5 protein-coding genes are annotated in these 9,544 nt (G+C 73.3%); all 5 read right to left on the bottom strand.

Going from position 1 to position 9,544, the window contains the following annotated elements; genetic code table 11:
• Nucleotides 1-2,267: family 78 glycoside hydrolase catalytic domain (locus tag KVT45_RS53910; protein ID WP_217562286.1), on the bottom strand; the 2,267-nt coding region annotated here is incomplete at its 3' end.
• Nucleotides 2,268-2,272: 5 nt separating this feature from the next.
• Entirely contained in the window at nucleotides 2,273-3,844 is a 1,572-nt protein-coding gene (locus KVT45_RS53905) for a DUF4038 domain-containing protein (protein WP_217562284.1), read from the bottom strand.
• Nucleotides 3,841-6,363 (bottom strand): beta-glucosidase, encoded by a 2,523-nt coding sequence (locus KVT45_RS53900; RefSeq protein WP_217562282.1) that lies wholly within the window; start codon nucleotides 6,361-6,363, stop codon nucleotides 3,841-3,843. Before KVT45_RS53900 ends, KVT45_RS53905 begins: the two co-directional genes overlap by 4 nt.
• Nucleotides 6,360-8,564, bottom strand: a complete 2,205-nt coding sequence (locus KVT45_RS53895) for a beta-galactosidase (protein ID WP_217562280.1) — start codon at nucleotides 8,562-8,564, stop codon at nucleotides 6,360-6,362. The genes KVT45_RS53900 and KVT45_RS53895 overlap by 4 nt, the downstream gene beginning before the upstream one ends.
• 71 nt (nucleotides 8,565-8,635) lie before the next feature.
• A partial coding sequence (locus KVT45_RS53890) for a family 43 glycosylhydrolase (protein ID WP_217562278.1) occupies nucleotides 8,636-9,544 on the bottom strand: 909 nt, incomplete at its 5' end.

Raw genomic sequence — 9,544 nt, 5'->3', positions numbered from 1 at the left:
TCGGACAGCATCGAGTCCCAGCGCTCCCAGATGGTGGTGGCGCCCATGGTCACCGGGTAGAGCCAGGACGGGCAGCCCTTCTCCAGGAGCATGCGATAGGCGAGCTGCGGTTCGCCCGCCGCGCACAGGGCGTCGCAGATCAGCGGCGTGCCGGTGAAACCGGTGGCGATACGGAAGGACGCGCGGCGCACGATGTACGCCAACTGTCGGGCAGCGCCCCGCCGTTGGCGTTCCGTCGGGAGGAGGGAGAAGGCGACGGCCAGGGCGTACGCGGTCTGGGTGTCCGACGCCAGCCGGCCGTCAGGGGTGACGAAATGGTCGGCGAACCGCTCGCGTACGGCCTGTGCGTGTGCGCGGAAGCGGGCCGCGTTCTCCGTGTCGTCGAGGAGTTCGGCGGTCTCGGCGAGAACCTCTGCCGAGCGGACGACGTACGCGTTGGCGACCAGGTCGCCGTCGGTCCGTGCCTCGCCCGGACGGTCCGGCGGGGCCTGCGGGTCGAGCCAGTCCCCGAGCTGGAAGTCCTGCCGCCACAGTCCGTCGCCCTCGGCGGTGAGCCGGATCGTGGCCTCACCCCAGGCCCGCATGCTCGGGTACTGGACACGGAGGATCTCCAGGTCCCCGTATCGCTGGTACAGGGTCCATGGGAGGAGCACCGCGACGTCGGCCCACACCGCCTGCGCGCCCACGCCCTCGAACGCGGCCGGCAGTACGTCGGGGACGACCAGGGGCGGTACGCCGTCCGGCCGTGCCAGCTGTTCCGCGGACAGGTCGCGCAGCCAGCCGAGCAGCATGCCGGAGCAGTCGTGGAGGAAGGACGCGGTGGGTGCGAAGACCTGGATGTCGCCGGTCCAGCCCATGCGTTCGTCGCGCTGCGGGCAGTCCGTGGGGATGTCGAGGAAGTTGCCGCGCATGCCCTGCACGACGTTCTCGTGCAGCCGGTCGACCAGCGGGTCGGAGCTCTCGAACCAGCCGGTGCGGGCCATGTCCGTGTGCAGCACGACCGCTTCGACGCGGGTGGGGTCGAGCGGTCCGGGCCAGTTCCCGATCTCGGCGTACCGGAAGCCGTGGAAGGTGAAGCGGGGTTCGTACACCTCCATGCCCTCGCTTGTCTCCGCGCCTTCGCCGCGCAGGACGTACGTGTCGGTGGCGCGGGCGATCCGTAGGGGGCGGGTGCTCAGTTCGCCGTGTTCCAGCACCTCCGCGTGGCGCAGGGTGACCTCGTGGCCCGCGGGACCCGAGACGCGGATGCGCAGTCGGCCGACCAGGTTCTGCCCGAAGTCCAGGACGGTCCTCCCGGACGGTGTCGTGAGGACCGCGACCGGTGCCACGGTCTGGACGCGCCGCACCGGAGGCCCGGTCGGTGCCACCAACTCGGCCCGAGGAGGCGCGAGTTCACGGACCGGTGCCCAGTCGGACGCGTCGTGTCCCGGCGAGGACCAGCCCGGCCGCTCCCGCCGGGCGTCGTAGACCTCACCGTCGTAGATCTCCGAACGCAGCACGGGGCCCGTCGCCGTACGCCAATGTGCGTCGGTGCCGACGGTCCGAGCCGTGCCGTCGGCGTACACGATCTCCAGCTGGGCAAGGAGCGCGCGGTGGTCACCGTAGATGTTGCGGCTGCCGCCGTGGAAGCCCAGCCGCCCGGTGTACCAGCCTTCGCCGAGCAGCGCCCCGATGGTGTTCTCGCCGGTCCGCAGCAGTGGGGTGACGTCGAAGGTCTGGTAGCGCAACCGGTGCGGGTAGGAGGTCCAGCCGGGGGCCAGGACGTGGTCGCCGACGCGCTCGCCGTTGATCTCGGCCTCGTAGACGCCGTACGCGGTGACGTACAGCCGGGCCGAGGCGACCGGACCGGTGAGGGCGAAGTCGCGGCGGAGCAGGGCCACGGGCAGCGGTTCTTCGGAGGCGGTGTGGTCCGGGGTGACGGGCCGGGCCGTCCAGTCGGCCGGTTCGAGGAGTCCGGTCTCGGCGTTCGCGGCCGGCGACCAGGGCGACGGCTCGTCCTCGCCCTCGCCCCAGACGCGTACGCGTACGCCGACTCCCCCCGGGGACCCGAGCCGCCGCCCGGGCCAGGGAACGAGGAGGGAAGGGGCGGACGCCACGCGCCCGGTGTCGGCGAGGACCGTGCCGTCGGCGGCGGTGATCTCCACCTGGTGGGCGGCCTGCCGCCAGCCCGCGGCGTCGGTGACCGTGCGCCAGCTCAGGCGGGGAGCGGACTCGCCGATGCCCAGGGGCTCGCGGTGGTGCTCGAAGGCGGGTGGTGTGACGTGCACAGGCGTCAACTCCGGTTCGGGTCATGGCAGATGTACACCCGTGGGGCACCGCCCTCGTCAGGGACGGGTTCCCCGGCGGTGGCGCGTACGCCCTCGCGGACGGTCTCGCCGGTCCGGGGGTCGACCACCCGGTAGGGGAGCGGGACGTTCTCCGGATCGGTGACGGCCAGGGGGCCGCCCTCCTCCGCGTAGCAGAGGTACAGCACGCCGGGGACGGACAGGCCCCGGGGTGCCAGGGCGGACCGCCAGTCCGGCCGCATGTCCGTCAGCGGCAGGCCGTCGAGTATTCCGGAGATCAGCCCGACATGGCGGGAGCCCTCGAAGTCCAGCGCCTCCCGCCAGCCCGCGTCCTTGGCGAGGAAGAAGTCCTCGTGCCCGGGTTCGGAGGCGTGCAGCCGCCACTGCCACAGGCTCGCCGCGCCGTACACCACGCCCATCGTGCCGCCGGCGCAGAGGTTGCTCCAGGCCTCGTGCCCCTGCCACCAGCCCGCGGCCCGGCCGGGACGGCCGGTGTTCTCGTACGTCGGCTCGCCGTTGGCCACCGCCTTGGCCGGGGTGTTCCGCCACATGTCCGCGACCCGTTCCTGGACGTGCCCGCCCATGTGGCCGGTCTGGCACCACTGGAAGTGCAGCCAGGCCTCGCTCTGGTGGGCGCGGTTGTCGGCGTGCGGCCGGTAGTGGATGCCGCAGGGCTGGCCGTAGCCGTCCCAGCGGCCGACCTCCGCGCCGCCCGCCGCGATCTGCGGTTCGCCGCCCTCGCCGTCGGCGCCGACCAGGTAGACGGCCGGAGCTGCGCCATAGCGGGCGACCAGGTAGCGGCAGTAGCGCGCGTACTCCTGCGGTGGGACCACCGGGCCCGCCGCCCGCAGGCCCTTCCAGCCGAACCCGTGGAAGAGCGGCTGGAGCACGGGGACGATCCCGTGGTCGCGGAGGATGCCGGTCAGCCGGTCGAGGTACTGGAAGTACGCCGGGTTCAGCACATTGACGTGCCCGGTGGGCAGGTCCTCGAAGCCGACGTCGAACCCCTCGTCCGCGGTGCGGTCACGCGGCCCGCGCGCGTCCATGTCGGGCTGGACGCTCATCAGCAGGGCCGCGTTGAAGCCCTTGGCCCGCCGGTCGGCGGCGTACCGCGTGACCTGTTCCCCGGTGGCCCGCCAGGGCAGGGCCCAGGCGGTGTCGCCGACCAGCAGCGCGGGCGTCCCGTCGGCGTGCACCAGGCTGCGTCCGCCGGGCGACATCCGCCAGAAGCCGTGCCGGTGGAAGGCGTTGCCGTCGTCCGCCGCGGGGCGGACGACGAGCGCCCCGCGCTGCCCGGACAGCCCCTCGTCCGCGACGGAACAGCCGCTGCGCCAGGTCCAGCGGCCGTCCGTCCCGGGGGAGGCGAACCGGACCTTCCAGACCCGGCCGCCGTCCCAGAAGGCCGGGCGGCGCAGTACGGTCCCGGACTCGTGCGTGAACTCGGCCCATACGTCGACGTCCGTGTAGGGGTTGGCGTACTCGCGCGCTCCGGTCAGGGTGATCTCGGTCTGCCGCCAGGGGGCGGCGACCGGCTCGGTTTCCGGCTGTGCACCGCTCATGACCGGCCGACGGCGATCTCGGCGGTGAGCGGCAGGGTCATCGACGACGGGCCCGCTGCCAGCCTGAAGGTCCCCGGCTCGACCGCCCAGCGGCCCGCCTCGGTGTCCCAGTGCCGCAGCGCCCGCGCGTCCAGCCGCACCGTCACGACGACCTCCTCGCCGGCCGCCGCCTCGACCGCGGCGAACCCGGCGAGCCAGCGGACCGGGCGCTCCACACCACTGCCCGGACGGCCCGCGTACACCTGCACGACCTCCTTGCCGTGCCGCGTGCCACTGTTACGTATCCGTACCTCCGCCGTGAAGTCGGCGTCGGGCCGCACCTCGCCGGGGACGTCGATCGAGACGTAGTCCCAGGTGGTGTACCCGAGTCCGTGGCCGAAGCCGTAGCGGGGCGGCTGCCATCCGGCACGGCCGTCGCCCCGGTAGCCGATGAACAGCCCCTCGTCGTAGGCGAGGACGCCGTCGACCGGCTCGGTGGCGGGCAGCCCCCGCTCGGACGCGGGCCAGACCGTCGGCAGCCGTCCGCCCGGCTCCGCCACGCCCAGCAGGACATCGGCGAGCGCGTTGCCGAACTCCTGCCCGGGGAACCAGGCGAGCAGCACCGCCGGCACCTCTTCGGCCCAGGGGAGCAGCACCGGGGCCCCGGAGTTGACCACCACGACGGTACGGGGGTTGGCCTCGGCGACCCGGCGGACGAGTTCGTCCTGCCGGCCGGGCAGGGCCAGGCTGTCGCGGTCGAAGCCCTCGCTCTCGACCTCCTCGGTGGTGCCGACCACGACCACGGCGACATCGGCCGCGCGGGCGAGTGCCACGGCCCGCTCGATCTCCTCGTCGTCGCTGCCGTGCGGCGGCTGGAGGTTGAGCTGGAACACGGTGACCGCGTCACCGATGCCGTCGCCCGCGGAGACGGAGTCGATGTCGTGGGTGAGGACGACCTCGGTCTCCTCGCCCTCCGCCAGGTCGATGGTGTGGAGGTGCTGGGGCGGAGTCATCAGCCCCTCCACCAGGTCCGCGCCCGGCGGGAGTTGCAGGCGTACGTCGAAGACCTCGACCCCCGCGACGGACATCCGGAAGCGGCCGATGCCCGAGCCGCCGATCGCGTACCGGCCGGCGTCGGCCGCGCGGATGACGGTGCGGACCTCCACCCGGGCGACCTGACCGGCGGGCACTCCGGGGCCGTAGGACCCCATCCAGGTGTAGGCGGCCCCGGCGCGGCGCTCGGAGCCGAGCGGGGTGCCGTCCGCGGCGAGGAAGCGCACCTGCGTGCCCTCGCCGGAGCCGTCGGGGTGGCGGAGGTAGGACAGTGCCGCTGCGGGGGTGCGGGTCTGCGGGGTGACGCCGACTCCGTGGGTGACCTCGACGCCGTCGCCCAGGGCGGCGCGCAGGCCGTCGAGGGGGGAGACGGTGTAGGGCGGGAAGACGGTGGCACTGCCGCCGCCGAGGGTCCGGGCCACGGCGGCGTTGGGGCCCAGGACGGCGACCCGGTTCAGGGCGGTGCGGTCCAGCGGCAGTACGGCGTTCTCGTTGCGGGCCAGCACGAATCCGGCGGCGGCGGTCCTGCGCAGCCGGGCCGCCACCGACGCCGCGTCGTACTGCGGCGGCCGGGCGGTGGCGGGCACACCGCTCAGCGCGCCGACCCGGGCGGCGAGCCGCAGCAGCCGCAGCACCTTGTCGTCCACGAGCGCCTCGTCGACCTTGCCCTTGCGCACGGCTGCGACCAGCGCGTCGCCCCACGGTCCGATCGGGCCGGGCATCACCAGGTCGAGTGCGGCGCGCGCCGACGGCTCGGTGGTGCGGGTGGCGAACCAGTCCGACATCACCAGCCCGTCGAAGCCCCAGTCGTCGTGCAGGACCTCGCGCAGCAGCGGGCTCTCGGTCATCGGGTGCCCGTTGACCCCGTTGTAGGCGGCCATGACGGCCCAGACGCGGCCCTCGCCGACGATTCGCTCGAACGGCGTCAGGTACAGCTCCCGCAGGGCTCGTTCGCCGATCCGCGCGTCGACCGTCATCCGCTCGGTCTCCGAGTCGTTGCCGACGAAGTGCTTCACGGTGGCCGCGACGCCGCCGCCCTGCACACCTCGCACATAGGCGACCCCGATTCGCGCGGTGAGCAGCGGGTCCTCACTGAAGCACTCGAAGTGCCGTCCGCCGTAGGGGGTGCGGTGCAGGTTCACGGTGGGGGCGAGGAGGACGTCCACGCCCTTGCCGCGCGCCTCGTGGGCGAGCAGCCCGCCCAGCCCCTCGATCAGCGGCTCGTCCCAGGTGGCGGCCAGCGCCGTGGGCGAGGGCACGTTGGCGGAGGGGCTGCGCTCGTCCCACAGCTCGCCGCGGACTCCGGCCGGGCCGTCCGAGACGACCAGCCGGCGCAGGCCGACGGCGGGTTCGGGATGGAGGGACCAGAAGTCCGCGCCGGTCAGCAGCCTCACCTTCTGTTCCAGGGTGAGCGCGCCGAGGCGCCTGGCGAACTCTGCTTCGTCGGCCGCGGACGGGGCGTCGGTGGGGGTGGGCTGCCGGGTCACGGCGTCCTCCTCGAAGATGTGGGGTCGGTGGGGGAAGGGGACATCACGGGGGCGTCGCCGTCGCGCTCGATATCGCGCCGGCTGTCGCGCTCGACGAGCACCCGGACGTCCCAGGGCCCGAGCGCGAGCGGGCTTCCGGCGGCGAGGGGCTCACCGGTGAACAGGTCGCGCACGTCTCCTGGCAGGCGGTAATCGACCGGATCCCAGGCCCAGTTGTGGACGAAGCGCAGGACGGCGCCGTCGGCGGTGGCGGCCGACGTACAGGTGACGGACGCCGGCCGGTCGGCACGCCAGGCGTCGGACGGGAGCGAGACCGCGGCGACCCAGTCCGCGAGGCTGTGCGAGAGCTCGCGGTCCGGGACGGTGCCGACGTACGTCACCCGGCCGGCGCCGTACTCGTGGGTGGTGACGGCGGCGAACTGGCCCAGGTGCGGATGCCCGTACCCGGCGAGGACGGTGGCGCCCTCCGGGACGAGCCCGTCGGCCCATGCGGTGGCCTGTCCGTGCAGGGCGGGGCCCGGCACTGTCCCGCCCGCCGAGGTGATCGTGACCGGGGTCAGCACATTGGTGAACTCCTGGTAGTACGCGCCCGCGGCGGGGCGCAGCACTCCGGGCATGACCTCGTGCCGGGCGACGGCCTCCTCGTCGGCGTAGCCGGTGCGGGGAGTGAGGACGAGATGGCCGCCGGCTTCGGCGTACCGGCGCAGCAGATCGAGCGTCGCGTCGTCCGCGACGTACAGCGCCGGGACGGCCAGCACCGGCCAGCGGTCCACCAACTCCTCTGGACTGGAGGGGAGTTGCTCCGGGGCAACGATGTCGACGGAGAGCCCGGCGTCGAACAGCCCCCGGTAGAACGCGGCGACGATGCGGTCGTAGGACTGCGGATCGCCGAACCAGGCGGGGGCGTTCCCCCTGAGCGGCGCCATGAACTCCATGGCCCAGCGGCTGTCGGCGGACAGCAGCATCGCGACGTCGCTGCGGGGCCGCAGGCCGTCGATCGCCGGACCGGCCCGCCGGAGCTCCTCGGCGATCACCGAGAGTTCCTCGTACGTCCGGCCGGGCTCCAGGCTGTGGCCGAGGATGCCGCCCCAGTAGGTCTCGGCGCCGTAGTGCAGGGAGTGCCAGTGCCAGTACTCGATCATCCTGGCGCCGCGCGCGACCATGCTCCACACGGCCTGCCGGGCCTGGCCCCGGTAGAGGGGGAAGTTGTCCGCGGAGCCGCCGATCGAGGTGGCGTTGGTCTCCATGACGAGGAAGGGTTCCTGGCGGATGCCGCGCGCCAGGTCGTTCTGGAGGGAGAGCCAGGCGGGGCCGGACCAGGGGACGAAGAACGGATACAGTCCGCCGTCCGGCTCGTCGGGTCCCGGCAGGGCCAGCCCCTCCTGGCCGGCGTAGTAGATGTTCGCCCCGGTGACGTCGAGGGGCCGGCCGATCGCCGAGATGTCCAGGCCCTGCTGGCCGAGGGCGACACAGGTGGTGACGAAGTGGTGCTCCGGCACGAGGCCGCGGACCAGCTCGGCGTGCCAGGTGATGTACTCCTGGGTCAGCCGGGACTGGTAGCGGCGCCAGGCGAGGTCGTACGACGGGGTGGAGTTGCCGTCGGGGGTCCACAGGTCCGCCCAGTCCTGCAGCCGGTGGGACCAGTAGGTCAGCCCCCAGCGGCGGTTGAGGGTCTCGACGTCGCCGTAGCGTTCCCGGAGGTGGTCCAGGAAGCCCTGGAACACCGAGTCGTTGTGGAAGAGCCGCAGGCCGGGCTCGTTGTCGACCTGCCAGCCGATGACCGCCGGGTGGTCGGCGTAGCGCCCCACGATCCTGCGGACCAGCCGCTCGGCGAGATGCCGGAAGGCGGGGTGCGAGTAGTCCGCGTCCTGCCGCATCCCGTACGGAATGGGCTGCCCGGTGCCGGAACGGGCCGCCGTCTCCGGGTACTTGCGGCGCAGCCACGGCGGGACGGCGTAGGTCGGGGTGCCCACGATCGCCTTGATGCCGCGGTCGTGGGCGGCGTCGAGCACGGGTTGCAGCCAGTCGAGGTCGAACTGCCCCTCGCGGGGTTCCCAGGTCGACCAGACCGACTCGCCGACCCGGATGACACTGAACCCGGCCTCGGCCATCAGATCGAGGTCCTGCGCGAGCCGCTCGTAGGGCTGGTACTCGGTGTAGTAGGCGGCTCCGAAGAGCAGGCGCGGAAAGAATGTGCCCATGCGGTACTGGTGACTTTCTGTCAGGTGCCGGTCGGGTGTCTGGGACGGGTGTCTCGGACGGGACGAAGGCGTCAGTCCTCGCCCCGGTAACCGAACCGGTCGAAGGCGACGGTTCCTTCGGCGGCGTACATGCCGACGACACGGCCCGTGAAGGACGCCGAGGTCTCGGCGGAGACATAGCGGCCGTCGAGCACCGCGAGTTCGACCGGTCCGGTGCCGGAGTCGGCGGACAGCCGGACCAGGTCCGGGCCGAGGGCGTCGAGGCCCATACCGCTGACCGGCTCGGTCTTGATCTGTACGGTCACCGGCCCGGGGGCAATCGGCTGCTCCCAGGTCTGGCAGAGCCCGCCCACCCGGGCGCGGGCCCGGGCGATGCCGGCCCCCACCTCGATGTCGTAGTGGTGGCGTTCGTCGATCCGCAGGCTCAGCCCGCCGACTCCGCCGGTGCTGTCCACCCGGACCGCGAAGACGGCCGACCGGTGCTGCTGGCGACGGCCGACGAACCGTGGCCGCGGGTCGTCCATGGCGGAGCCGTCGGCATGCACGACGAGGTGGCCCGGGCGCTCGGTGAGCGAGGACCAGTCGGCGGCCGGTGTCCGTATCGAGAGCCATTCCGGGCCGAGTTCGGCGCCGGTGAAGTCGTCGTGGCGGACGACCGGTCCGGTGGCCGGTGTCAGCTCGACCGGCTGCACCACCGGCCAGCCGTCGACCCACTCCAGCGCGGTGCTGAACGTCTCCCGGCCCATGGGGGAGAACGCTCTGGTCAGGCCCCCGGGCCGCATGCCCAGCAGGAACAGCGCCCAGCCTCCGTCAGGGGTGCGCACCAGGTCGGCGTGGCCGGTGTTCTGGACCGGGCGGGCGGTACTGCGGGCGCTGAGCACCGGATTGGCCGGGCAGCCCTCGAAGGGGCCGTCCGGACGGGCGCCCCGGGCGATGCTCACGGCATGTCCGCGCTCGGTGCCGCCCTCGGCGATCAGGAG

Origin of the sequence: Streptomyces sp. GbtcB6 (genome assembly GCF_019091475.1) — a bacterium.
In the GTDB taxonomy this organism is placed as follows: domain Bacteria; phylum Actinomycetota; class Actinomycetes; order Streptomycetales; family Streptomycetaceae; genus Streptomyces; species Streptomyces hyaluromycini.
Note: the sequence above shows the minus strand (reverse complement) of the source record. Positions and strands in the feature narration are given on the sequence as shown.